28 protein-coding genes are annotated in these 23,571 nt (G+C 59.0%); 5 read left to right on the top strand and 23 right to left on the bottom strand.

Going from position 1 to position 23,571, the window contains the following annotated elements; all coding sequences use genetic code 11:
• Positions 1 to 94: 94 nt before the first annotated feature.
• The gene (locus tag U6G28_02710; protein ID WRS30618.1) at positions 95 to 568 is read right to left on the bottom strand and encodes an ASCH domain-containing protein; all 474 of its coding nucleotides are present in this window, start codon (positions 566 to 568) and stop codon (positions 95 to 97) included.
• Between the two features lie 353 nt (positions 569 to 921).
• Here U6G28_02710 and U6G28_02705 point away from each other — a divergent pair, with 353 nt between their 5' ends.
• The 4 genes from U6G28_02705 (at position 922) to U6G28_02690 (ending at position 4,091) form a co-directional block, all read left to right on the top strand.
• On the top strand, positions 922 to 2,529 hold the full coding sequence (locus tag U6G28_02705) for a tyrosine-type recombinase/integrase (GenBank protein WRS30617.1): 1,608 nt from the start codon (positions 922 to 924) through the stop codon (positions 2,527 to 2,529).
• Positions 2,530 to 2,745: 216 nt separating this feature from the next.
• Complete coding sequence (locus U6G28_02700; GenBank protein ID WRS30616.1) at positions 2,746 to 3,117, top strand: hypothetical protein; 372 nt, start codon at positions 2,746 to 2,748, stop codon at positions 3,115 to 3,117.
• A gap of 60 nt (positions 3,118 to 3,177) precedes the next feature.
• The gene (locus U6G28_02695) at positions 3,178 to 3,492 is read left to right on the top strand and encodes a hypothetical protein (protein ID WRS30615.1); all 315 of its coding nucleotides are present in this window, start codon (positions 3,178 to 3,180) and stop codon (positions 3,490 to 3,492) included.
• A gap of 17 nt (positions 3,493 to 3,509) precedes the next feature.
• The gene (locus U6G28_02690) at positions 3,510 to 4,091 is read left to right on the top strand and encodes a hypothetical protein (protein ID WRS30614.1); all 582 of its coding nucleotides are present in this window, start codon (positions 3,510 to 3,512) and stop codon (positions 4,089 to 4,091) included.
• An 857-nt stretch (positions 4,092 to 4,948) separates the two neighbouring features.
• Here the strand turns inward: U6G28_02690 and U6G28_02685 are convergent.
• The 6 genes from U6G28_02685 to U6G28_02660 are packed head-to-tail and all read right to left on the bottom strand — an operon-like array spanning position 4,949 to position 8,406.
• Positions 4,949 to 5,155: a hypothetical protein gene (locus U6G28_02685; GenBank protein ID WRS30613.1), complete on the bottom strand. Its 207-nt coding sequence runs from the start codon at positions 5,153 to 5,155 to the stop codon at positions 4,949 to 4,951.
• An 18-nt stretch (positions 5,156 to 5,173) separates the two neighbouring features.
• Complete coding sequence (locus U6G28_02680) at positions 5,174 to 5,566, bottom strand: hypothetical protein (GenBank protein WRS30612.1); 393 nt, start codon at positions 5,564 to 5,566, stop codon at positions 5,174 to 5,176.
• A gap of 14 nt (positions 5,567 to 5,580) precedes the next feature.
• Positions 5,581 to 6,006: a hypothetical protein gene (locus U6G28_02675; protein ID WRS30611.1), complete on the bottom strand. Its 426-nt coding sequence runs from the start codon at positions 6,004 to 6,006 to the stop codon at positions 5,581 to 5,583.
• Between the two features lie 2 nt (positions 6,007 to 6,008).
• On the bottom strand, positions 6,009 to 6,707 hold the full coding sequence (locus U6G28_02670; GenBank protein ID WRS30610.1) for a hypothetical protein: 699 nt from the start codon (positions 6,705 to 6,707) through the stop codon (positions 6,009 to 6,011).
• A gap of 58 nt (positions 6,708 to 6,765) precedes the next feature.
• Positions 6,766 to 7,299 (bottom strand): hypothetical protein, encoded by a 534-nt coding sequence (locus tag U6G28_02665; GenBank protein ID WRS30609.1) that lies wholly within the window; start codon positions 7,297 to 7,299, stop codon positions 6,766 to 6,768.
• Entirely contained in the window at positions 7,300 to 8,406 is a 1,107-nt protein-coding gene (locus U6G28_02660) for a hypothetical protein (GenBank protein WRS30608.1), read from the bottom strand. It abuts the gene before it with no gap.
• A gap of 37 nt (positions 8,407 to 8,443) precedes the next feature.
• Here U6G28_02660 and U6G28_02655 point away from each other — a divergent pair, with 37 nt between their 5' ends.
• Entirely contained in the window at positions 8,444 to 9,193 is a 750-nt protein-coding gene (locus U6G28_02655) for a DUF6270 domain-containing protein (GenBank protein ID WRS30607.1), read from the top strand.
• 2 nt (positions 9,194 to 9,195) lie between these two features.
• On the opposite strand, the gene U6G28_02650 is transcribed toward U6G28_02655, so the two are convergent.
• From U6G28_02650 to U6G28_02575, 16 genes are all read right to left on the bottom strand, one after another.
• Entirely contained in the window at positions 9,196 to 12,147 is a 2,952-nt protein-coding gene (locus U6G28_02650; GenBank protein WRS30606.1) for an endonuclease/exonuclease/phosphatase family protein, read from the bottom strand.
• Positions 12,144 to 14,903 carry a tape measure protein gene (locus tag U6G28_02645; GenBank protein ID WRS30605.1) on the bottom strand — a complete coding sequence of 920 codons (2,760 nt, stop codon included), beginning with the start codon at positions 14,901 to 14,903 and terminating at the stop codon, positions 12,144 to 12,146. The genes U6G28_02650 and U6G28_02645 overlap by 4 nt, the downstream gene beginning before the upstream one ends.
• 18 nt (positions 14,904 to 14,921) lie before the next feature.
• On the bottom strand, positions 14,922 to 15,263 hold the full coding sequence (locus U6G28_02640; GenBank protein WRS30604.1) for a hypothetical protein: 342 nt from the start codon (positions 15,261 to 15,263) through the stop codon (positions 14,922 to 14,924).
• Positions 15,263 to 15,679 (bottom strand): hypothetical protein, encoded by a 417-nt coding sequence (locus U6G28_02635; GenBank protein WRS30603.1) that lies wholly within the window; start codon positions 15,677 to 15,679, stop codon positions 15,263 to 15,265. Before U6G28_02635 ends, U6G28_02640 begins: the two co-directional genes overlap by 1 nt.
• Positions 15,680 to 15,761: 82 nt before the next feature.
• The gene (locus U6G28_02630; GenBank protein WRS30602.1) at positions 15,762 to 16,352 is read right to left on the bottom strand and encodes a hypothetical protein; all 591 of its coding nucleotides are present in this window, start codon (positions 16,350 to 16,352) and stop codon (positions 15,762 to 15,764) included.
• A gap of 81 nt (positions 16,353 to 16,433) precedes the next feature.
• Positions 16,434 to 16,856: a hypothetical protein gene (locus tag U6G28_02625; protein WRS30601.1), complete on the bottom strand. Its 423-nt coding sequence runs from the start codon at positions 16,854 to 16,856 to the stop codon at positions 16,434 to 16,436.
• A gap of 3 nt (positions 16,857 to 16,859) precedes the next feature.
• Positions 16,860 to 17,153: a hypothetical protein gene (locus U6G28_02620; GenBank protein WRS30600.1), complete on the bottom strand. Its 294-nt coding sequence runs from the start codon at positions 17,151 to 17,153 to the stop codon at positions 16,860 to 16,862.
• Positions 17,153 to 17,539, bottom strand: coding sequence for a hypothetical protein (locus U6G28_02615; GenBank protein ID WRS30599.1), 387 nt, complete (start codon positions 17,537 to 17,539; stop codon positions 17,153 to 17,155). Before U6G28_02615 ends, U6G28_02620 begins: the two co-directional genes overlap by 1 nt.
• Positions 17,536 to 18,066 (bottom strand): hypothetical protein, encoded by a 531-nt coding sequence (locus U6G28_02610; GenBank protein WRS30598.1) that lies wholly within the window; start codon positions 18,064 to 18,066, stop codon positions 17,536 to 17,538. Before U6G28_02610 ends, U6G28_02615 begins: the two co-directional genes overlap by 4 nt.
• Positions 18,067 to 18,085: 19 nt before the next feature.
• Positions 18,086 to 18,250 carry a hypothetical protein gene (locus tag U6G28_02605; GenBank protein ID WRS30597.1) on the bottom strand — a complete coding sequence of 55 codons (165 nt, stop codon included), beginning with the start codon at positions 18,248 to 18,250 and terminating at the stop codon, positions 18,086 to 18,088.
• Between the two features lie 2 nt (positions 18,251 to 18,252).
• On the bottom strand, positions 18,253 to 19,470 hold the full coding sequence (locus tag U6G28_02600; protein ID WRS30596.1) for a phage major capsid protein: 1,218 nt from the start codon (positions 19,468 to 19,470) through the stop codon (positions 18,253 to 18,255).
• Between the two features lie 15 nt (positions 19,471 to 19,485).
• Entirely contained in the window at positions 19,486 to 20,115 is a 630-nt protein-coding gene (locus U6G28_02595; protein ID WRS30595.1) for an HK97 family phage prohead protease, read from the bottom strand.
• The gene (locus tag U6G28_02590; GenBank protein WRS30594.1) at positions 20,096 to 21,367 is read right to left on the bottom strand and encodes a phage portal protein; all 1,272 of its coding nucleotides are present in this window, start codon (positions 21,365 to 21,367) and stop codon (positions 20,096 to 20,098) included. The genes U6G28_02595 and U6G28_02590 overlap by 20 nt, the downstream gene beginning before the upstream one ends.
• A complete protein-coding gene (locus U6G28_02585; GenBank protein WRS30593.1) occupies positions 21,367 to 21,567 on the bottom strand; it encodes a hypothetical protein in 201 nt (66 codons plus the stop codon). Before U6G28_02585 ends, U6G28_02590 begins: the two co-directional genes overlap by 1 nt.
• Positions 21,568 to 21,578: 11 nt before the next feature.
• Positions 21,579 to 23,195: a hypothetical protein gene (locus tag U6G28_02580; GenBank protein WRS30592.1), complete on the bottom strand. Its 1,617-nt coding sequence runs from the start codon at positions 23,193 to 23,195 to the stop codon at positions 21,579 to 21,581.
• Positions 23,174 to 23,527, bottom strand: coding sequence for a hypothetical protein (locus U6G28_02575; protein ID WRS30591.1), 354 nt, complete (start codon positions 23,525 to 23,527; stop codon positions 23,174 to 23,176). Before U6G28_02575 ends, U6G28_02580 begins: the two co-directional genes overlap by 22 nt.
• Positions 23,528 to 23,571: the final 44 nt, after the last annotated feature.

Below are 23,571 nucleotides of genomic sequence, written 5' to 3'. Positions count from 1 at the left end.
CGCAGGTAGCTGGTTCCACACCTGTGGCGAGGGTTGTGGCCAAAATCGGAAGTCTCGGCGAGCAACAGGTTGCCAAGCCTCCGATTTAAGCCAGCTATACGGGATTCGGGTCCGAGGTTGGGTGCAGGAGCCTGAACTTCTCGCACACGGCTGGCATGTCTGGTTCAAATCGGGGGGAGTAGCTGCGCCAGTAGTGCTCGTGAACCTTGCGCCAGTAGTCGAGGGTGCGGTCGCCTTCTCCTTCCTCGTACGCATGGGTCTCATCGACCTCGTTGAAGGGAACGACTTTGACGTCCGTCGTTTCGATAATCGCACGAGGCGCTCCGGTGCCGTCCAAAAGGATGCTGAGAGAACCGGGCTCGGGGAGGGGGTCGCTATCGTGCTCGTATTCCCAAAGGGATGAGGCGGTGGCGGTCTTAGTTCCACGGAGAACTAGGGCGAGGAGTTCGTCGGCCATCTCAGGAGTCGCACCAAAGGCCCACGCTTCGGGAACAGCCTCTGGAAGGTGAGGAAGCTTGGTTCGAACCCGTTCCCAAAACGCCACAATGTCACCAGAAGAATCACTCACGGGAACAAATATAACGGGATGAACGGCTAGTCAGATTGTGGATCTGAAGATACGGCAGGAGTGCACCGCACCGTTGGCTACAGTTTGAAGTGCTATCTCACTGGGAGATGAGAACAAGCCGGGTTCAAACACCCTCTGACCCGGAGAAACAACAAACCCCCGACCAGGCGGGGGTTTCTGTGGCTCCGACGGGCGTCGATCCCGTGACCTTTCGATTTTCAGTCGAAGGTTATAGACTAGTAGAGTCTCAAAATTCCGCGATAAACCGCCATTTCTAGCCATTTAGGTCACTCCTGCGGTAGCTTAGCGGTAGCACCAGAAGGCCAAAGTAATGGCTAAAGTAAGGAGCGTTCATGCCTGCGAAAGAATCCACGCCGCTTCCACAGCGATTGATGTCAAGTGTGCAACTTACGGAGGGCGGGTGCTGGGAGTGGCAAAAGGTTAAGAATCAGACCGGATACGGACAGCTATGGGTAGGCTCCCGGTCTGACGGGACCAGGAAGTTGCGACTTGCTCACGTGGTCGCGTATGAGACATTCAGGGGAGCAATTCCTGACGGGCTTGTCTTAGACCATTTATGTGAGAACAAGGCATGCATTAACCCCACGCATTTAGAGCCAGTGACCTCCGCCCAGAACTTCCAGCGATCAAGGGAGCAAAGAGCGCCGCTGCCAGGAGTCCCCACTCCTCAGATGAAGCCATCCCGAAGAGCCGTGGAGCCGAAAAAGAACCACCGTCTACCCTACGGAGAGGGGTCTTTCTACAAGCGCAAAGACGGCATGTGGGTGGGCACGCTCGAAGCGGGCACCAATGAGAAAAATAAGCGCCGCCGTATCGTGGTCACCTCAAAGGACGAAGATGAGGCGTGGGACAAGCTCCAGGTCAAACGCAAAATCCTCCACCTGAAGGGGCGAGCCGCCGCACTTAAAGGATCTAGGACCGTGCAGGCGTGGGTGAAAGATTGGCTTCCCATCCAGCAAAAACGACTACGACCCAACACTTTCAAGGGTACGCGATCGTACATGACTAAATGGGTGATCCCTCAAATTGGGAGGGTGAAGCTCGAAGATGTGGACGCTGACCATGTGCGCAAGGTGAGCCGAGCGGTACTCGATGCGGGACTGTCCTCGACCACGGCAGGAACCGTGCAGGGTGTGCTCCAGAAATGCTTGCGGGACGCGAGGATCGAGGGGTATACCGTATCCGATGCCGCGCTGGATGTGCCGAAGCCGCGCAAGGAAAACACTCGTCAGCGGACAGCGGTCCCAGTGGACGCGGCAATAGCGCTACGAACCAAGGCCGAACAGTGGCCTGGTGGGGTGCGCTGGCTGATCGCTTTCGTGCAAGGTATGAGACCCGCTGAGGTTCTAGGTCTGACGTGGAATGCCATCGACTTCGAACGGGGGCTAATGGATGTTTCCTGGCAGCTTCAAGCACTCCCGTACAACACTCCACGAAAAAGGGAGAGTGGATTCAGTGTGCCAGATGGCTATGAAGTCAAGCATCTGGAAGATTCGTGGCACCTTGTGCGACCGAAGTCTGACGCCGGTCAGCGCGTCATGCCACTAATCCCCTATGTAGCAAAGTATCTGGCGGCGTGGCGAGACAGCAGTGAGCGGCCAGAAAACAAGGGCGGACTGGTCTTCCCGCGAGCAGACGGCTACCCGCGCTCACAGAGAGAAGATCGCGAAGACTGGCGAGCGCTCCAAGATGCCGCCCAGCAGTGGAAAGTGCCACCAGTAGGCGACGGAAAGCCAAAATATTGGGAAGCTTACGAAGTGCGACGAGCCACCGCGACGATGCTTCTGAGGGACCATGTGGACCCGAAGATAATCAAGACGATCATGGGCCACTCGGACGTGCTGGTCACGGAGGGCTATCAGGATGTGGACGAGAAGATGCTCCGCGACGCGCTAGAGCAAGTGAGCCAATCACTGCGACCCAAGCAGATTACCGCCTAATTTCCTGCCTCTTTTGCGGCAGTGGTGAGTGTGGCTTCATCTCGGGCACGCTCGCAGATCGGTTCTTGATTGGGTAGCCCTTTCTTTGGTCACGGTTTGGTAACTTTTGGTGATCGCTCGGTTTGGGCTTGCACCCCCCTTATAAGTGGGGTAGACTTATTACATGAGGCAAAGGGGAAGAGGTCCCCGCCCATCAGGTCAGAAAGGACCAGAACAATGGCACAGTACGGAATCGACAGCGAAGCTCAGACCCTCATCGATGCGGGATGGACCGAAGACCAGATCATCGCCCTCGCCCCCAATCAGAACATTCAGCACCAAAGCTTCGGATGGATAGCTTGGAACCGCGACGCGGTGTACGCCATCGAGAATGCGGCATCTAGGGTCACCGAGCCGAAGAAAGAAGCTTCAGCACCTCGCCCCGTATCCCCTGCCACGGACCGCCAGATCGCTTATATTCGGACCCTGATCCGCAAGGGTGCTGGCTCCGAGGGTGGATTCATGCGGGTCCCTGCCGATGCTGACCTGGTGAAGCTGTCGAAGCGGGAGGCTTCCGCTCTGATCGATTCGCTCACTGGCAACTACTAAACCACTCCACCGCCCCGGCCAAAGCGGGCCGGGGCACCCAGTTTTGAAAGGACTAAGACCATGGAAGACGTCGATCAGTTAAGCGCTCAAGCGGTCAAGATCGCCGAATCCCGCGAAGCAGCAGGGGAAGGCAAGCTTTACCCGACCGCATTCCAGAACCTCGACAAGCTCAAGATGATACTGGCTGAGGACATCCCCGCTGACGAGCTTCAATACGATCTTGGAAATGAGATCTACCGCTTCGACGGGCATCCGCTGATGGGTCTGCTTTCCGACTTCGATTACGCGATTGCGATGGCTGGGGATGGACACTCCCGTAATGACAAGGCCACTGTCCTCGCTCTGGCGAAGCTCATTGGTGAGATGGAATCCTAGAAAAGGGGCGAGGACTGATGACTTATTTTGAGGACAAGGCGAGGCTAGCGCTCCGTAAGCTTCACGCTGACGAAACCCAGTATGCGGCTCTTGCTAAGTGGGCGGAGGAGCACAAAGGCCAGGAGGGAGAAGTCTCCGGCGTGATAGTCACTAGGGATGGGCGCATTGTCGCTGAAACCTTCCGGGTGGACGACGGGGTAGTAGGCCCTGGTGATACCTATGTGGATCGGGACTCCACGGACATCGAGCTTGGAGGTAATCGGCTTGACCTCGCTTTAGGGGCTATTTCCCACGCTTTGGGTGAGCCTGTCTGTCACATCCCGATTTGGGATTTGACGCAAGGCTCCGGTGATTTCGCTAGAGCGCAGGTCGTGAAGGGTAGGAGGCGCATGAGTGGGGCCGAGCTGAAAAAGGTTCGCCACGCGCTGGGTTTCACTGGTCCACGATTGGCTGGGCTACTCGCTGTCCGCTATGACACCCTGAGGAAGTGGGAGTCCGACAAAGAGCCGATTCCGTACGCTCTACCCGATGACCTGCGGGGGATCGTCCGGGACCAGATCGATGCTCTCCAGGACCTAGCGGAGTCCTTGAAAGCCTAAAACAGGGATCATCCCCACTCGCGCGGGGTAGGCTTGGTGGGTCAAGGAGGGTCAGCATGGGCAAAGCGAAGACAGTCACGTCATGGCGGGAAGCCGCGCGGATCACCGGACTCACCCCGGCCACACTCAGGGCACGAGTCGAGGCCGGCAATCTCACCCAACCGCCATGGACGCAAGCGGCGCTAGAAAAAGCCAGGGACGCGAAGACCACCAATCGGAGCAAACGTGGCGAAAGGTCAGAGCACGGAACCTCTGCTCGCTGGTCCGCTGGATGCAATTGCGAGGAATGCGCAGGGGCACACTTGAGCGCAGTCCGGGACCTACGTAGGAGAAAGTCACTTGAGGCACTAGAGCCTCACCGGGAGCAGATTTTGTCCATGCTCGCTTCGGGAGACACGTACAAGAAAATCTTTGAGAAAACTGGGATTCGACCGCAAGCGCTCACCGGAATTGCGTCCTGGGATGAGGAATGGCGGCAAGCTCTCGATGAGGCGCTGATGAGTGGGCGACGCCCAGACCTGAACCACGGCACGAGTTGGGGGTGGCGGTGTGGGTGTAGGTGCCCTGAGTGCCGGGACGCGCACGCTTCTGAGTGCCGATAGAAAGAATCCCCGCCAGCCCATTTTTCAATGGAGGGCGGGGAGTTAGCTCTGCTGACGCAAAGCGCAATCCAAAGGATCATCCCCACCGAAGCGGGGATCACAAAATCAGCGTAACACCTGCTGCCGACTTAAACACCAAAATCGGCCTCTCACCCAGCTAGTGCCAGGTGAGAGGCCAAGTGTTGTTTGCGTGTCGATATTCAGTTATGCCGCGACCCCCTTTATAACCTGAGGCTATGGGGGAGCCGTGGACGATTATTCGGGTTCTGGTGGTTTCGGCATGTCAGTAGTGTCCACCGACTGAGTGAGTAACCAGCGGCGGATTCTTGCACCCCACTCCTCCCACTCCAAAAGCCTGCGTTTGAGTTTGCGGCGTTTCGGGTCGGTCTCCCCGATAAGGTTCACGGCCTGCGTGAGTGCGGTAGACCCGATTACTGCGATGATGATGGGTTGCCAATCCACTGGCGACCTCCGCTCTTCTTAGAAAAGGTCGTAGTAGCGGGTCAGCCACACCCAGCGGACTATCACCACGATCAGGACAATCATGCCGAGGGCTATGAGGACGTGTCCTGCGAAGTCGTTGCCCCAAAGGGTTGATGACTCGATGACGATTCCTCCTAGTAGCCCACCGAGGGATATTGGCATGAAAACGAGTTCCCAGCGTGCGCGTTTTGGCCCGCCAAGCCACGCGCATGGCAGTCCAACGGCGGCACCGGTCATCATCATTATGGCGGGCACCCATTGCCAGGCGGGTTCCCCTCGTAGGTTGGGTATGAGGTCTATTCCGAGGGCGAGCACGACCATGTATGCGGCGACTGTAGCGCCGCTGATGATGCGAGGCTCAGATAATGTGTGCTTCAGTCGCTGCCACATGATTCGGCCTTCCCTTATTCGGCGGCGTGTTTGGGGGAGGCGTCCAGGGTTTCCCCGTCAACCAGCGCGCTCGGTTCCCCGTAGTTTGGTAGTTCGGGGTTCCACCACTCGGGAGCGTCCGGGTCCACGCCTACTAGCTGGCCCGCGTCCACTGGCTGGGCTTCCTGCAAAGTCGTGTAAGTAACCTGATCTGCGGAGCGTTTTGCCGTGTCATACAGTCCAGCGGCGGACAGTCCGAGGATCAGGCCGGTAGCTGCCGCCTGATACCAGCCCTGAGTGGTCGTCGGGTCTGCGCTCACCGTGTACTCGACTACTTGCAAGACCACGCCAAGGACGACGGCTAGCAGTGTCGCCCACTTGCCTGAAATGCCGAAAGACTTTGAGAGTTGCACCAGGGCAAGAATCGCGGGGATTGTCGCCAAAGTCGTTACCGTATCCATTACTAGATTCCCTTCCTTACCTTGTCTAGGTCCGCTTTGAGGCGTGCGGCGTGAGCTGCTGTCACCGTGGGCCAAGACTTCGTTTCCCAGTTTTGAGCGATTGGGTTGATGTAAGACCCTGGCATGGGGCCACGACCCGCGCCGTTACTAAATTCGCTGTAAAACCCGCTTACGGGGTTGAAAAGCATGTACATGCGGCTCTTACCGTCCGCTGTGGTGTAAGTGAGTCCTCGAAGCATTGCTTGCTCCTCCTCTTCGGTTGATTGGTTTGTGCTGCTGCTTGCTGACTGGGGGGCGGGGGCGTCGGCGACGAGTTGAGCGACGCGCTGAGTTGAGATGTCTTCACTCCAGCCGACGTATGCGCCACCGAACCTTGCAATCACAGCGGCGACACTGGACAACCATTCCTGTCCATACCCACTGCCGGGGGAGCTCAGGAAGCCGCGGCCCGGAATCCAGTAGACGACATGACCCCAGTTTTTGTAGGTGCCGTTGTACGTATTCCAATGGGAGAGCCAGAGGATGACGGGCACGTTCGGGATTGGCTCACCTGGACCATGCCGGTGCTTGACGGCCATCCACGCATCCCACGCGGTCGCCTCCCTCGCCGGAGCGCGAGCCACCTGACGGGCCAGACTCAGGCACCATCCAGCCCAGACACGAATCGACAAATCCGGGGGCACCAGTTGCTTCCAAGCCATGCGTGGCCTCCTCTTTCGGGCATGAAAAAACCGCCCCAAGTGAGGCGGTTGAAAAGGATCAGCTGTTGAGGGGCGTCCACGCCCACCCAGTAGGCTGCTTGTCGGCGTAAACCCGTTGCAACCTGGCAGAGAGATCGGCGACCTGTCGTTGTAAGGAGAGGACCTGAGTGGCAACATCTCTCAGCCCACTGATCTGACCCTCAGCGTTAGTGAGTCGGTTCTCTGCGGCTCCGATCCGTGAGGCGTGGGAATCGAGTCGCCCGGAATGGTTCGCGATGATCGTGTCCTGCGAATCATTCCTCGACTTCTCATTGTTGATCGCGGTTTGTAGTCGGTCGGTGCGGTCAACCGTCCAGGTCGCGAGGTTGACCATGTTCCCGTTGATGCGCGCCCCCACGCCTTGGCTCCCATCGGGGAGGTCCCCGAGGGACGCTTCCGGGGTAGTCGAATCATCAGTGGGTAGCAGATCAATACTGCCTTCGCCTTTAGTGATTGAGGAGAGGCCTAGGGTGCGGGCGTAGGACTGGTGTCGTTGCACGCCCGCGAAGTCCCGCAGCGTGCTGCCGAGGTTCTTTTGGTAGGGGAACCGCATTTAGATCGCCCCCACTTCTACCGTGTCCAACATGCCTGCTGTTACTGGCAGTCTCACTTCTCCGACTCGCATTGTCCCGTTGTAGCCAGCGGGGATCGTCCATGTGGGAGCGATCTGCGCGGTGATCAGGTCACCCAGTTTCGGGAGGGCCGGGAGTTTGTCAGCGACCAGCACTGCTTTCGCGGGGTTGCGTAGGTTCTGGCCTGCTTTGAGTTCCGCACTGGCTAGAGCCGCCAACGCCGCTTGGCGGATGATGTTCGGGTAGGACAGGTTCTTCGTGATTTTCACGTGCCCCTGGGTGGCTAGCGTGTCATCAGCTTTTTCGTAGAACAGTTGTTTCGCGCCGTCGCCTGCGCCCCACGCATACACGGAGTGGAGGTAGTTGCGTGAGTCTATGGTCTGTTCGAAGGACAGGCAGTTCCCGGAGCGGGTTCCGGGCCCATCGTGGCGAACCACAATGGAGGATGATTGCTTGATTTCTGGGGAGCCGAACCGGACCGTGCGATTCACTTTGGTTAGCGAGCCGCCGCTCCAAGACCCGGTGTGGCCCACCCTCCAGTCGAATCCGTCTTCGGGTTGGCTGATCTCGTCCAGTGCGTCGGAATAGTAGCCCTCGCGGGTCCGCCACTTACCCGTCCGCTTCACACCCGATGACGAGGTGGGAACCGTGATCTGGAAAGCCTCTTGCCACCCCTGAAAAGCGTCCAGTAGTAGGGTTTTGGCGATTGCCAACTGCTCGGTAGCTGTCTTGTACTCATACGATGCGTGCAAGGAACGCAAGGCCGGGTAGCCATCCCACTCCATACCCTGCACGGCGAGGAGACCTTCACCGATCACCTCGGGGCGTTCCATCAACAGCCACTCACCCAGCACGTTAGTGCCAGCGGTGAGGACCACCGTGCGGCGCCCAGTTGAGAGCACATCAATCACCCTGGCTACAGCAGGCCAATCCACCTCACTACTGTCCCGCCTCTTCAGGTTGCCAAGTGGCACGGTCAGGTCACAAGTCCCACCACCAAACCGACTGGTGAACGAGCCAGACATAGCAGGCAGCTCACTGACCACAGCGCCGGTAAGAGCGTTTACCGCCCACAGTCTCACGTTCACGTAGAATCACCTCGATCTATCATTAACAGGGGTGCTGATGGTTACGAGGGTCGCGGTTCTGGGGTCATGCGCAAGCCGTGATCCGTTCAACCGGAAGTTCGTGCCCGACTATAAGGACCACTTTGAGTGCGTCTCCCTGGTCGATAAGGTCTCACTGGTGAGCATGGCGTCGCCCCAAATCAGCTTCCCAGCGGAAGACTTGAGTGTTCTTGACGCGCGGAACCAGTTGATCCTCGCGAAGGAGCTGCGCCGTGAGGGGTTCAAAGACATCAGAGATTCTCGCCCAGAAGTTCTCGTTGTCGACTTGTGGGCCGACGCGGTCATGGGATTCGCGCGGCTCACTGACGGAGGAATCGTCACACGCAACTTCTGGACTGTGGAGAAAACAGACTTCTACAAAGAGCGCCTAGAAAAAAAGACGACGCTCACCTGGGCACACGACGAATACTGGCCGATGTTCACCGCCGCAGCTGACGCAGTGATCGGACGAATCCGCTTGGAAAACCCCGGGCTCTCGATCGTGCTCCACAAGCCCCGAAACGTCGGTAAGTGGACCGACAAAGACGGAGAGATCCACGCGTTCGACGGATACCACCTGACGCAGAACAAAGCGTGGGTGAAAGCCGATGCCTGGTTCGCGGAAAGACATGCTGACATGGTGATCGACTTGATGGAACCGGGTCAAATGTCTTACGCGGAGCATCCGTGGGGGGCTTTTCCTGTTCATTACCACAGTGACTATCACCAGCGGTTCATACGTGCACTAGGGGCGGTCACCGGAGCGTAGCGTCACGTCCAAGCTTCACTTCGAGTGACCGTGCATCCGGCGGATGCGCCAGATACCTGCCAAGTTGACCCTCCTGGGTCGATATACGGCCAAGACCCTGACGCGATTCCAAAGAGTCTGTTCCCAGCGGCGTTGAATACGTCGCCGTTACGACAATCCACGAACCGCTTGGCCGCACTGCTCCAGCCGTCAAGTTTCCATGTGCCGCCAGGGTGCGTGATCGTCAGGTCACCAGATGGGTAGGTGACCTCTAAGAGTGGGTAGGCGCGGGCGTCCCCACGATTAGGTAGGAACACTGCTCCGTCAGTTATGGGTGCGCTACCCCCGGTGACCCCACTAGCAGAGGCGAGCACGGACTGGGCCTGGTTCGCTGGTCCAAGCCAAACCGCGCCTGGAGAGTCCCCGTCGAAATACTCGCCGACCTGATCTCCTCGTTCAACTAACAGCGCATCCCACCACACGACTGTCTCGCTGGACCCGTTCATGAGTCGCACTAAACAGTTCGACGCGCCCTTCGGGACCGTGAACGTCACCGATACGCGGTGGCGGCCTGGCTCGTTCGGTGCCTGCTCACTCAATGCGTACTCCCAGTGGTTTCGGGCGTTCGCCATTTCCACACCGACAACGATCCTGCGCGCCAACGCCGACAATAACCCCGACTGAGGAGAGGTGAGGATGATCGTCGCTGAAACCGTGTAGGTGCCTCCAGGCTCAAACCCGAGCCTGCTCATCGCCCCACCTATGCCCGCAACGAACGCAGATGTCTCATTGCTGCCCGCATAGCGCGGATCGATCCTCAGCGTGTAGTTGCCAGCTACCGGTGGTAGGTACGAGCCAAATACCTGGAATAGGAGCGCCCCGCCGCCTGCCGGCATAGCAGTGCCCCCGGTGCCCTCCGCGACGGGTGTGGAAGCGGTCATCTGCGTAACCGAGTTGTTTGGTTCACCGGCCCACGCGATGTACAGGCCGGAAATGTCACCCATATCGCCGTCCAACGGGCCTTTATCTTTTGAGGTTTCTTCAACCACAAAACTGTCGTACCAGACCGGTGTTGTTGTCGACCCGTTGGTGAGTCGAATATTCACGCCGGTCGCATCATTTGGCACTGTGAATGTGGTGGTCAACCGGTGAACACCTGGAGCGTTGGGTGCCGGGTCAGACTTCGCGAAGGTCCATGTGGTGCTCCCATCAGATCGGGGAATGTCAACCACAATCGACCGAGCCAAGTTGCCCAAGGTGCCGGACTGTTCTCTTTGCAGATAGATCGTCGCGCTCACCGTGTACGTCTTGCCTGGAACCACCCCCAGCTTCGCGAGAGTCTGCCCGGTGCCAGCAATGTAAACCGAGGTCGCCGTCGTGGCGGTAGGGCCTGGAGCCACACACAGTGACACGTCACCCCGGTCAGACCACGCCCGCGACTGGTAGCAGACAGCAGCCCCACCAGCCGTCACAGCGACCTGCGCGCCCTGCTGGCGAACGTCAGGGAACGTCCGGTCTTGCGATGGCAAAGCAACGTCCGCGTAGATGGGCAGGTGATCTGACGCTAGAGGCGTTTCCAGAGGCAAACCTGTACCGTCAGCGAAACTGGCCGTCACACCCACTTCGGGAACCACGCTGAGCCCCTTCACGAGAATCCCATCAATCCAGTTCCCATTCTGATAGCCCACCATCAAAGGGTCCAGATCATTGAATGAATTCAAGCCACCGTTAGTGACTGACACAGCGAGAGATCGACTATTCACGTAGCCGCGAGCCGCCATACGCCCATAAACACTGGTGTCCGTAGTGAACGGGTCGTTGAAATCACCGGTCAGAACCACTGGGATGCCACCATTTGCCGCAGACGCAGCATCCAACGTATCCGCGGCGACCTGGCAAGACTCAGGGCGCGACGCGGTATCACCGAAATGCGTCACCGAAAAGATGAACTCGGCACCCGTTACTCGATGCTGGAACACGGCCCACGACAACAACCGGTTTCCCTGCGACTCAGGAAAATTCGGGTTAACAATCACCGAAGTGACAACGCTAACCCTTTCAACCGCCGACCGCCGCCACACAATGCCGTTATAGTTCGCGCCGTCACTCCCAGCCCATACGCCCGGCTCAATACGGTCCAACTCGCGAAGAATATCCGCCAAATGCGAGTCAAAAACCCACGCCTGCAACTCCTGCAAACCAACAATCACAGCGCCCGTAGAGACAATCGCCTCAGCGATCCTCCTAACCCTTACCGCCCACGGCGCAACATCATCACGCAAATCCGCATACCGCTGATTCAAAACATTAAACGACGCCACACGCAAAGCCGCCGGACCCGTCGGCACAGTCACCGTTCCACCAGCCGACGCCTCAAAACTCGGGTTCGTCGCCAAATTCGTGCGCACCACCTGAGACACAGCCCGCTCAAAACTAGGGTTCGTCGCCAAATTCACGCGCAAACCCCGAGCCTCCAAACCCTCCACAGACTCAGCAGAACTAATCGCCACCGACGAATACCGCAAAGGATCATCCGCCTGAAGAGACAGGGTGACCTTTGCGAGCCGATCAGAAACCTTCGTAACCTGCATGTCCATCAAACGACAGTCGGCCTCACGCGACACGCCACGCTTCAACTCGCGGACGACCAACACGCCAGAACGAACGGCAGCCAACGCGTCCAACGCCTGCTCCAAGATGCCGACGGCCTGGCGGTCCTCGACTTGCACGAACCCCTCAATGGTTACGGGGCGCACCCCAAGTCGCGGATCTAGCGCGAGTTTCCCGTCGCCGCTAGGAGCATCTACTTCCCTGGTTGAGTTCGGTGACGGCGACCACCACCCACTGATTTTCTGGACACCCCAAATCCAGCCATCCGTGACCAGCGGCGCGTAAGTCTGGCCGATCAATCCACCCCAAGTGAGAGACACGAGCTGCTGTGACTGGTCAGGGTTGAAAGAGAACCCGTAGTTCATGCGTGGAACGTCCTAACCTGATCGTTGATCCAATGCTGGAACTGTGCGTAAGTGCGGGCGCCAAGCTCTGCGGCATCGACCCCGTAGTTGTTGATCGCCACGCTGTTGCCAGGTTGCCCGCTGCCAGCCGCAGAACCATCCGCGGTAGCTGAGACGCTGAACGCGCCTTGGACGGCTGTCACGGCTTCCTGAGCGCGTGCCATGGCCGAAGCGACCGCCGACTCAGCAACAGGGATCTCGTCGGTGATACCGCCAGCCCAGTCCCTCATAAGAGCTTTACCGGAATACGTCGTGTAGCCGGTACCAGAGAACGGCCCCTTTTTCGCGGGGGAGAACGGTAGCCATTCGCGGACAGCGCCAACGGCGTCACTGATTGCCTCAACCGCATTATCTATGCCGTTACGGATACCCTGAGCGAGGCCGTCAATGATCGACTTTCCAGCGTCCTTCAACCACTCCCACGCGCCAGAGAAGAACCCGACGATCCGGTCCTTCATGCCAGTCAGCGATTCGAGGAGCTTGTCCCAGGATTCGCCAACCGCGTCAGACATTCCCGCGAACATTGTTTTGCCCGCTTCGAGGATCTGCGGCCAAGCATCAACAATCGCCTGCACGATCTGGGGGATCAGCATGACAATCGCTTCAATCAAAGCGGGCAGGATCTCCGCGACTCCCTGTACGAGTGCCATGAACAATTGGATGGCGCCGATCAGCAGTTGTGGAATCAACTCGATCAACGCGACGATCAGGACGGGAATCAAGTCCACAATCGCCTGGATCAGGACGGGCAAGATTTCGGCGACCGCTTGCACCAGGGCGAGGAACAGTTCGATGGCCCCCTCGATCAAGACGGGGATCATGCCGATAAGTGCGGTGATTATCTGCGGGACCAGTTCCACGATCATTTGCAGGAGCGGCGGCACAATCTGCACTACCGCATCCAGGAGGACCATGAATAGTTGGATTGCGCCCTGCAACAGAGTGGGGATATTCGCCAGCAGGTTTGACACCAGCTTCGGCACAACCTTCGAGATGACACCCACCAGTTGCGGGATCAACCCTTCGAGGGCGCTGGTAACACCGTCAACCATGCTCATCATGCCCGAAACCATGGCTTGCGGGTCAGCCGCTGCTAGGCCACCAACTAGGCCGATGATTAGGCCCAGCGGGCCGCTGAGGAACTTCATCTTCCCGGCGAGCCCACCGAACAGTTCCCCAACCACCGGGATCTTCGACAACAGCCCAGCCAGGCCGGAGGATCCCAATGTGGCGGTCATTCCCAAGATTGGGGCGAGCGCCGACATGAGCGGCCCAAGTTTGCCCGTCAGACCGCCGGACGATTCGCCCATACGGTTGAAGAAGTCGGTGATCTTCTCAAGGATCGGCCCGACCTTCGCCGACAACACCTCACCCAGGCGGGATGCCATGTCCTCGACCGGGCCCAGTGCCGAGGTGATCGACGCGATGAGCGGCCCGATCTTCGCGTAGAGGCCGAACATTTCGCCGGTCTCTTTATCAATCCCACCCAGCACGTTCGCGCCGATACGACCAACTGACGCCCAAAGGTTCGAGAGGGCGCCGGGAACGGTCTTACCCATCTCCTCAGCGACCGTTCCCGCAGCGGCCTCAGCAGCCTTGGAGAAAGTCTCAAAATCGACTTTCCCCTCAGACGCCAACTTGAACACTTCGCCAGCGGTGACACCCATCTGCTCGCCCAGGGCCGCATAAATGGGGATACCCTTGTCGGCCAGTTGGCCGATCACGTCATTCTGGACGCCGTTGGCTTGGGTAGCGGCCTTGTTGAAGATCGCGCCCATGTCTTCCATGCCGACACCCGCAGCAGCAGCATTGTTAGCGACCCGCTTCAAATGCGTTTCGAGCTGTTGGCCCGGCTTGATTTGCGCGGCTACCGCCGATGCGGCGACGTTCGCGGCCTCACCCAAGCCGAACGCGGTGCCCTTCACCGACGCGGTCGCGTTAGTCATGATCTTTCCGACGGTCTCCCCGTCGTTACCAAGACCAGTTAGTTTCTTTGACGCCGTATCAATCGAGGAAAGACGTCCGAAACCCTTAGTCAGTGCGACACCAGAGAAAGCGGCGAAACCAGCGACGGCAGCCGTAGCCGGGCCGCTCATCATGTCAGCAGCCTTGGTCAGCCCCTGCGTGAGGTTATCCTTCAGGGACCGGCCAGCGTCAGCGGCCTCACCTTTGACGGTTTCGAGGAACGCCGCGAACTTTGATTGTGCTTTCGGTGCTTCATTGCCAGCGTCGTGCGTAACGTCGGCTAGGGTCTTTTGAGCCGTGCTCAGCCGTTCCGACGCAGCCTTCACCGTGTCATTCGCAGCAGCCTCACGACGCCGCGCCGACTCCAACCGCTCACTGGCCGCTATAGCCTGCGATGACGATTCCCCATGCTTAGCGACGGCCTCAGCGAGTTTCGCTTCAGCAACACGAACCCGGCCCGCCTCATCCTGCTGCTTCAACCGGGCACGAGACAAAGACGCGGACGCGGTTGCCACGTCCCGCTGCAGCACCTTCAAACCCGGACCAGCAAGGTCTTTAGCGGACGTGTTGAACGCACTCTTCAGATCAGAGCCAAGCTGTTTACCAGACTTCGACCCCGCGCCCTTCATCGAGGACTCAAAGTCACGGGCACCCTGAGTGCCCGCCGACTTCATCTCATTAGAGACCGACCGTTTGAAGCCTGTAAGGACAGGGAGTATCGCCACATGCCCAGTTCCGACGCGAGGTGACATAGCCACCCCCGCCCCGACCTAGCTACTGAACTTGATCTCCGACAGAAGTTCCTTGTGGGCCGCTTCCATTTCCGCGTCCGACACGGACGAGCCACCATTGGGGTCAAACGGCAACACTTTGTCCGCCTGCTTTCCGTAGGTGCCCCGAATGCTCAGGAGGTCCACAATGGAGGCGGGATAATCCCAGTCCGACAACGCCACAAACAGGGGCGTAGTCGTGTCAGCCAGGGCGGCTTCCACAAGGCTAAGAGCCTCACCCCAACTGACGGAGTGACCAATACCAATGTCCCACGCGGAACAGTTGTAATGGGAGCGGAAAGTGGCGGTTAGCGCTACGCGCTCAGTCCGCCACAAATCCACTAGGCCAAGGATTTTCCCAACGCCACGCCCGCGATCCGGTTGAACACGTTGAAGAACTTCTCCGCATAGATCACGACCGACGCGAGATCCTTGGTCTCTAGGGCTCCCGCAGTCTTCTCATTCCCAAGACGATTCAGGAGTGCTTTCACCTGATCCACGGGATTGTCGTGGTCAGCGGTGATCGCCTCCAAGTCCGCGACAGAGAAATCGAGCGGGCATTTGAGGATTTCCCCGTCCGGGAACCGCCCCGCGAAGATGCGGCCCTCAATGATGATGTAGGGAACATCCGCGAGTTTCGCGGCCTCCGCGATGGCGGCTTCTTCTGCCGCCTCATCCCACGCGTCGAAGAGGGCATCGTCATCCGCTGTGGCTTCAGTCGGGTCCCACACAATATTCTTAGCCTTCGTTGCTGCCATTGTTTTCTCCTATCTGATCGCCTATCGGAGTTAGTGCACCGCCCGGGGTGGATAGGCACACCCCAGGCGGGCGACCGGGGTGTTACGGCTCGGGGTCTGGCTCGGGAGCGCTCTTCGGATTGCCATGCCACATCTTGAACGGCGCACCGTTGAACAGCGGGTCTTCCTGCCAGGTGAACGTCACCGACCGACCACGAACCTCACCACGCGTATCCCGATCCACCTCAATAGCGGTGATCTGTGCGACCCCGTTGTAGCGGTCCTCTGTCCCGTTCTTGTACTTGGTTGCCAGGAACAGCAGCAGACGCGCGGCAGGTAGACTTGAGTCCACGTAGATAACACCGTTTGAGTCTGGTTCCTTACCCTCAACGAGCTCGAGGACGGCTTCAGTGTTCTCCGCGAGGTTTGCTTGCACCGTGCGGGTCCCGTCACCGGGCATGATGTAGCCCGCCTGCCAGAACTCAAGTGCGTCCCCCGATTCGCGGGCGTGCTGGGGTGCGCCGTCCTGCTTGATGAGACCTGCGAGCTTGTACGCTTCGGACAGCTCAACGGTTGAGCCTCCCAGGTCCGCGTCCGCGATTACGTTCGCGGCGGCGTAGGGTGCGAAGGCCAGGAGGCCCCCGATAGGAACCGGCACTGAGCCGAGATCGTTTCCAGCTTCATCACGCGACATTGTTTTTCCTCCTTGGAATTGCAAAAAGCCACCCCAAGGTGGAGTGGCGAATAGTTGGTTTTTCTAGGTCTTGTGTGTGGCTCACCAAGAGCCAACAACCGTGTACTGCACGGTGGAGTATCTGCGGGCAACGTCTAGATTGTCTGCGACCGCATAGGGGCCGTTGCACCCATCCCAGGGCACTGCGGCGATAGGCGAACCGGGAATATCAACGATCGCGTCATCCGTGAGGATTGATTGCACGACGCGCGCCAAATCATTCGCGGCCTTGTCATTCGTCTTAGAACCAGCAAGCACTGAGACGCCAACAGATCGGTCAAAAGTGACATGCGAGAGGCGCGCGCCGGAATCATCCCGGACGACGATCAGCGGCTTGGGGAGTGGCAAGGATAAGGTGGCGGGTTCTTTATTGGAGACCTGCACGTCAAACCCGTCCAACTTCAACGTGGTTCGCAGGTAGGTGGTCAGCCAGAGTTCTAGATCAGGAGCAGTAACGCGAGCCATCGTTTACCCCCGTCCCGCTGACTTCAACGCGCGCGCCAAAACGCCGGAGCGACTCTCAACCAGCATTGTCTTCCAGTCCGTCCCAACCACAAGGTAGACGGTCCTGTATTTGGCTTCCGCCTTCTCGATGCGCAGACCCGCCTTGTATGCACCGGTCTTTACCGGCGCGGCTGCCTTTGCCGCTGCGAGGACCCGCTCCGCCGCGTCACGCTCTAAAGACTGCACACCAGCCGACCGCATAATGCTGTCGAAATACCCCTGGTCAAACTCGGTCTTCACATCACCGCCGCGTGCCATCAGCCGGTCGCCTCTTCTAGGTTGCAAACCCTTGTTGGCTGCCACCCGGTAAACGGGTTCACGTCTGCTTCAGGTATGCCGGTGACGGTCCAGAGGTTGTCGCCTTGACGTATCCGGTCCCCGCGCCTCACATCCACGCTCGGATCATCGAGGACCAGTTGCTTCGTCGTGACGAGTTGTGAGCGCACCGGGTCCGACTGCTCTGTGGATGACTGGGACGCGAGGTAGCCGTAGACCGTGAGCGTGTCCGGGTTATCCCACGACGGCACGCCAGGAGCGTCCGGGTCATACGGGTCTGTCACTAGGACGGCGCGTTCACGCACGAACTCGGAGACGTGCTCAAAACCAAACTGGTCAGCATCCACAAACTCGCCTGCCGTGGTCATCTCGGACCCCAGTTCACCCGGTACGGTTCCAACATCTCCTTCTCAATGCCCAACAAGGGCACCGACAAGGGAGCACCACCAGCCGTTTGGTAGGACACGGACGCGCCGTTCACAGACTGAGAGGATACGACGCCGGGTTGAGTCCGAGCGCGCTTCCCAATCGTGACAATCAGCGCGGCAACTTCAGGCACGTCCTCCGCTGACCACCCATGCTCCAATGTCACTTCAACAGCGCCGGGAGCGTCCGGCCAATGCCCACGCCCGCGCTTGAGTTGCAAGGTGCCCGCCTCGGACCAGTCCAGCCGGTCCAACCAATCAACGCCGCCAACCATGACAGACTCAAGCTTGGTGACGTGCTTCGACGGGAGTTCCAGGACGCGACCCCCGTAAGCATCCACCCGCAACGTTTCAGAAAGGATTGGGGCAACATGCCAGCCACAGAATCGGCGGATCGCGGCCTGCGCCGCCTTCAACCACCACTGGCCCGTTAACGGCGTTGTGGCGTCGAGAATGTCCGGTGCTGCCATGCTGCACCCCTCCTTTCGTCTACTTGTTGACCGGTTTGACGGCCTTATTCTGCGGCTTCCGGGTCTTCACAGCCGCCGGTTCCGCACTGGCGGATACCTGTTCGACGAGGACTGCGCCCGCAGGCACCGCGTCCTCCTCGAACAGGTAGGTTCCGCCCCGATACGCGTATTCCTTCAGAGCCACGACTACCCCTCAGTGTCGAGGGTGAGCTTGACGAACGCCGCCGGATACTTCACCTGAAGACCGAGACGCTCACGGACACGAACCGTGATCCGGTCATTCGTGAAATCATCAGCGTGACTGTTAGTGGACTCAACGCGCAGCCCGCCCTTACGGAACACCTTCGCGGCCTGCGCCCACGCGCCCACCACGACAGTGCCAGCAGCGACCGCGTTCGTCACCACAGTCTTGCGGCCCCACAGTGGCGGATTCACAAGAATGTCGCCCGCACCGTACTGACCAGCGAAGAAACCACCACCGAAGTACTGTCCGTTGGAATCCTTCGACAGGCGCAGCGCTTCGTAGTCGGCGGGGTTGATGACAATACCGTCAGCGGTGAAGTCGGTCGCCTCTTCCACCTTCGTAAGCGCCTTGAAGATCGCGTCCTGCACAGAATCCGCGCCCTGAGTAGCAGTCTGAATGCCGGAGCGGTTCAGGACTCCACGCAGATTCGGGGACGTGCCATTACCGCCAAGGAGTGCGGCTTCTTCCTTCGCGCGCAGGTCGTAGATCGCGGTCGAGTTGATCTCAGACACGACGTAGTCCAAATCCTCCGCCATATCGTCTGAGAGGGTGAAGAATCCGGCGACCTCACCGAGAGCGTCCGTAACCCACGTTGGGCTAGCGACGTGCATCTGCGGCTTCTGCCCAGCCTCACCGACAAACCCTGCCCCACCTTCCAGGACACCAAAAACCGGGTAGGTGATCGCGTTACCGGACACGGTGCCAGACCCCATCAGATCAGCGACTACGAGACGCTCACGCTTCGCATGGACAAACGACTTGTCTACGTCCGTCAGGAGTGGCCCATACGGGGCGCCAAGTCCAGACCCACCAACCGTCTGCACATCGGACGCAGCCTTGAACTCGCCAGGCGCGAACGTGCCCGGTTCCTTCAAAGAACGCGAACCCAACGCCTTCACGAAGTGGTCACCGAGAGACTTAGCGGGGGCGTCATCCGGCTGGGTCGGCGAGGGTGTTGGTTCGTTCAGGAACGCCAGCTTTTTCGCCATCGCTTCATCCCTCTCTTTGGCTGCCACATCTGCAGCGTGCTTCTCCATGATCTCGTCGAACGACTTCATTTCCGCGTCCGTCATGTCGCGATTCTCAGCAGTCGCTTTATCTACGATTGCCTGTGCCGCAGCCTTATGCCCGGCCAGGACTTCACTAATGGACTTCGCCATAGTGACACACCCCTTTCAGAGGTCCATGGCCCGGAGCCGCCGGGCAGCGGTTTCACGAGACGCCACAGACGGCTCCTCGCTGGTTTCTTCCGCAACCGGGGCCTCCGGCTGGGTAGTCTTTTCTTCCGTCGCGCGCTCTTTCTCTTTGAGCGCTTTCACGGAGATAATTTCGGTGGCCTGATTCATCCCAATAGGGACAACCGACACTTCAAACAGATCCAGCTTCCGTAGCTCGTAGAAGTAGCCGTCCTCTGAGTCAACGAACGCGCCCTCTTGCACGTCAAAAGAGAACGACATTTGCGTGACCCGCTGGTCCTTCAAGAGCCTGGCCGTCTGCTTACCCCACGACGTTTCCGTATCCAACGCGACGCGGACGCGCAGGCCATGGTCATCCTCTTTCGCTTCCAGAGTCTTCCCAACATTGCCAAACGGATCATCAAGGTTGTGGTTCCAGTAGACCGGGATACCCGCACCACCAGAGGGATAGCGTTTCGCCAGGGACTCAGCAAACGCACCCTTGACGATCTTGTCGCCGCCCAGGTCCACGTTGTCGAACACAGCGGCGTAACCCTCAAACTCTGTGGGTAGCTCGTCCTTGTCGAAACCGACCGCCTTCAGGTCAGCACTAAACGTCTTCTTGAACATTTGTGACCTCCTCTAGTCCTGCGAGTTGGCCGCCACCGCGACCTGCCGTAATCCCGTCCTGCGGGCTTGTCTGTCCACCAACCGCCACATTCAACGGAGTAACCAGTTCATCCCCACCCGGCACCGGGGGAAGATTCATGCGGGATCGGATTTCGTTCGTTGTCATAAACGGCCTGCCTGTCGCCGTGTTCATTGCCGCGAACTGGGCTTCCGGGTTGCCGCGCAACTGCGCGTCCAAATCAAACTCCACATACTCGCCGTCACCCGCCAGGGAGCGCAGCCCATGATCGACGGCCTGCTCAAAAGCCGTAATGTACGGACGCAAATAAGTACCAAACAGCATTTGTCGGTACGCCTCTAGATTGCTGAAGTTTCCCTCACGCAGCCCCATAATCTCGGCGGGGATTCCGTAGGCGTTCGCCACGTCAATCTTCACGCGGTCCCGCGCGTCCAAGTCGCCAACATCTATCGGCTTGAACACTGACAGCGCTTCAATCTTCATGCCATCTTCGAGGAGCATCCCGCTGCCAGCGGACCCGCCACCGGACACGAACGCACTCATGCCGCGACTGAACCGCTCACGACTCTCCTTGTCCGGCCACGGCTTGTCACGCTCCACCACAAACGGGGCACGCGCCGTGTTCTTGTTGACACTGGCCCGATACTCGACCGATTCTTGATACTCCTTCAGCACCTTCTTCAGCGTCTTAGCCTGAGCGACACCGTTAGCACCGGAATATGCGTAACCAACATCGAGAATCATCGGATTGTTACCCAGCGTCAGGTCACGCCAACGACCGTCAGCCTTGAAGATACGGACACCTGTGATCTGGTCGGATGAATCCGAGATGATTTCCCACTGTGACGGGGGGATTCGGCGGAGCGTTCGCTGCTCGGCTTTCACCTCAACGATGGCGAGCATCCTGTCAGCCAAAAGTCCGTCAGCGACCAGGGAATACCAGAACCTCATGGGTGCCAGTGGACCGCTGTTAGGGGAACTCACCAGCTCGGCTAGGTTCCCATCACGTACCCGCTCGCGCGCGTCCATGCCGACCCGACGATATGTTTTCAGCGGCAAAGACGAGACATTACGGGCAATGAAATCAACGACCGTGCGAACAGGCGGCTCCCCGTAGCCCTTCTCGGGGCGCAACCCATCCCAGTCGATATCAGACTTGAAGCCGTCAACGAACTCGAAATGTGCGCCAGACATGGGGACTTGGATCACGCCATCTGATTCAAAAACTGGCATTAGGGCACCTGCACATATCGGACTTTGCCAACCGGGACCAGGAGCGTGCCATCGACCGTTGCTTGAACGTCACCATTTAGGGCCACAGCATCCCGCATCACCAACAGCGCGCCGCGAACTGCGATTAGCCTGCCCTTCACGTCGAAACCATCAGCAGAGACAATCACTGTGCTGCCAACCCATGAGCGGAATCCACGCATACCCAACCTCCCTAGAAAGTCATCACGTCATACTCCGAGTAAGCCGACACGGCCTCATCCTCCGGTGGTTCCATCACTTCCAACCCGTACAGGGCGACCGTTTCAGCGACCACACCCGAAATGTCAACCAAGCTCCGTTTCCGGTCCCACGCTTCGTTTTCAGCGATCACCTTGGTTTGGCCGCCCTCAATACCGAGGTCCACCAACGGTTGCGGGGGATGAACTAGCGCCTTCTGCCTCACCCGGTCACGGAACCGGCCCGTCGCCAAACCAATGTGTCCGCCGTCGATCTCGTGAACCGTCAGGCCCTTCTCCTGTAGAGGCCCAATTAGTTCCATTGCCGGACAACCCTTGGATTGCAAGGCAACCTCACGGTGGCCGGACTGCTCCGCCAAATCAGCGAGGAGGTCAACGGCTTCAAACATGGACTTCACACGATTACGGACCTGCACCAATCGTTGCCCGTCATCCAACTCCACCGCAGCAGCAATCCACACCCACCTGCGGTCAAACGACACGTCCACACCCCACACGGTCCGCGCATTCCTGGGGACAATCACGTTCACGGGAGACACCTCCCGGTCCCGCCACTCCTTCACATCGACGTAAGACTCAACCTGCACCGTCACCCACTGACACAGCACTTCAGTGCGGTAATCAGCTTCCGGCATCGAGTTCGAGTCAGAGATACAGTCAGCGACAGTGATCGCTCCATACCCAATACTCGGATTCGCCTGCAAGATGCCTTCAACGTCATCTTTAGCGCACCCATCCGGCGCGGACCACTCAAACAAGCCGATACTCGTGTCGTGGTTACTGTTCGCGTACTGCTCAATCGACATCAGCCCAGCAGTCACATAACGATCAAACTCGGCGATCAACTCCAACGCCGTCTCACGCTGCTTTACCAACACCACCGAGGCCGCGCTACCCGCGTTCGAAATCCCCCACACCTGCCCAGACCAGAACGCCTTCGAGGTCTGAGAGACCGCGTTCCACGCCTTCCAATCCTTCTGCTCTCGAAGCTCATCCATCAGCACCCGTGCGGCGGGCTTGCCTCGCGCATTTCCAGCGGCCCGGATCTCATAGTGCGCCAGCGACTGCGCGAGAATGTACTGGTCGCCGTTCGTGTCGGAGACCTTCGCGGTTGCCGCCTGAAGCTGCTCGATCGCCTGCGCTCTCGCTTCGTCCGTGTCCGGCTCAGGATCACACCAAAGCTTCACACTCTTCCACGGCTCACGCGCAATATCGAGATTCTGCGCCGTGCCCACAATCTTGAACTGGACAGGCGGCACACGCTCAGGGAACCGCAACGACTCCACATGAAGCCACCACGCCGCCAACACCGACGCGAGCAACGTCTTCCCATTCTGCCGACTAACAAGCACGATCACGCGCCGGAACCGATACGCGCCATCTTCCTTGAGCTCAAGCGCGTGGACAAGTAACCACTTCTGCCACGGATACAGATCAATCCCGAGGAACACAAGCGCAAACTCAATCACCTCGAAGCCCCGAGAGGTCTCCGGCGTCAACTCGCGAAGCGGCCTAGTCCACAGACGCGGCTCCGTCTTGCCGTAGGTGACAGCCAAACCGCCACCCCCACTCAGGCGCTCTTCGCCCTCCACTTATCCAGCTCTGAAGATCCCGAACCCTTCGCGACACCCCCAACAGGCTTCACCTTCGGCCCAGCCCCAGCGGCAGGAGGAACGAGCTGGAGCGCGTCCATGTACTTCAGGAACGACGCGAGAGACACATTGTCATTCTGGGGAACGGCAGGACGCCCACCAGACTCGGCAGCATCCTCCAACGCCCACCCCACAATCACATCCCACGCATCAATCTTCCGAGCCAACGCCCGAGCCGCCGCAACGGTCGCCGCATCACGCTCCCCAAGGTGCTCAGCACTCGCCAAAGCGCGATCCAAAGCGGCATCAAGGGATGACTTCGGGAACTCCACGACTACACCACCCTTCGCGCGCGCGACCCCCATAAAAAAGTCGG

The organism is Actinomycetaceae bacterium MB13-C1-2, assembly GCA_035621235.1.
Classification (GTDB): Bacteria; Actinomycetota; Actinomycetes; order Actinomycetales; family Actinomycetaceae; genus Scrofimicrobium.
This window is presented reverse-complemented; position numbering and strand designations above follow the sequence as displayed.